At 34.0% G+C, this 1,166-nt stretch carries 2 protein-coding genes; both read left to right on the forward strand.

Translation table 11 applies throughout. The features are described 5' to 3' along the window. On the forward strand, positions 1–363 hold a 363-nt coding region (locus tag CLORY_RS23505), incomplete at its 5' end, for a hypothetical protein (protein WP_169911737.1). 240 nt (positions 364–603) lie between these two features. Then, on the forward strand, positions 604–1,166 hold a 563-nt coding region (locus CLORY_RS22840; RefSeq protein ID WP_139376135.1), incomplete at its 3' end, for a helix-turn-helix domain-containing protein.

A 1,166-nucleotide genomic window follows, 5' to 3' on the forward strand; every position in this document is an offset into this window, starting at 1 on the left:
AACAAAGCAGATACCAATCTTATTGAATTTATCAGTAGAAACGTGAAAGAAGGTGAAAGTGTTTTTGACTACGTCAATGATTCTGAGAATTGTCTTGATAGTGAAGATATTTTAATACGTTCCTGCCACAAGGTTGAAAAAGCTTGTAAGAAAAAGAGGTTTTCAGGACTGCTGAGTAGTAGACTTATGGAAATACTTAACATGAATACTGAGGTTTTGAATTTTTCTGAGTTTCTGAATTCGAAGCTTAAGTTTAAAGAAATATGGCTACTACTTAAAACCGCTGAAAGTTGCTGCTTTTATGATATACTTACTGATTATAGTCTATCTTCACTAAACCTGATTTTTAAATTTTTACGATAATTTTCTTCGGAAATATTACTGTCCACTTTTTGAAATTACGAGTTTTTCGATTCTTTTCTAGTTTTTTCGTTTGGATTTTCTCATATTTTCATAGAAATTTTTTTCCAAAGTTCAGGCTTGTTCTATGTTAGCAGCTTGTCTTAATAACATATCTTATAACAGCAAGAAATTCTGTGTTTCTTGTACAAGCTCCTTATGATTAAGATTAGTATATCAAATTTTACAGGAGGTACTGTACCTATGATAGGAAACATTAAGGAAGAAGATGCCATAGCATTTTTCAGATACCAAGTCATTACTCCAATGCTTGAAGCGCAGAAGGGCTTTATCGATAAGACAGCTGTTGAGCTTTCGAAACAGCTGTTTAACGATGTTATAAATAAGAAGATGGTATCTTATTCTTACAGAACCCTATACAAATTCTATTCCAGCTATAAAAAGTTGGGCTTTGATGGGTTAAAGCCTAATGCTAAGTCAACCAAAGGAAGCCACCCTGCTATACCACAAGAGCTTATTAAGGAAATACTACTGCTTAAGGAAGAACTTCCATCAAGATCGGCTCAAAAAATTATCATAATGCTGGAACTTGCAAAGAAAACAGAAAAAGGCTTTCTTAAACTTCGCACAGTGAACAGGCTGCTTCAACATTACGGCTATACTCGTGAAAACCTTACGAAGGATAACAGGGTATATTTTAAACATGAAAAAGAACGCATTAATCAGATGTGGCAGAGTGATATCATGGAAGCTTGCTATCTTAAGGATTCAGAGGGCAATGGTCGTATGGTTTATCTTATTGGATT

The sequence above is a fragment of the Clostridium oryzae genome (genome assembly GCF_002029235.1).
Lineage (GTDB): Bacteria > Bacillota > Clostridia > Clostridiales > Clostridiaceae > Clostridium_AE > Clostridium_AE oryzae.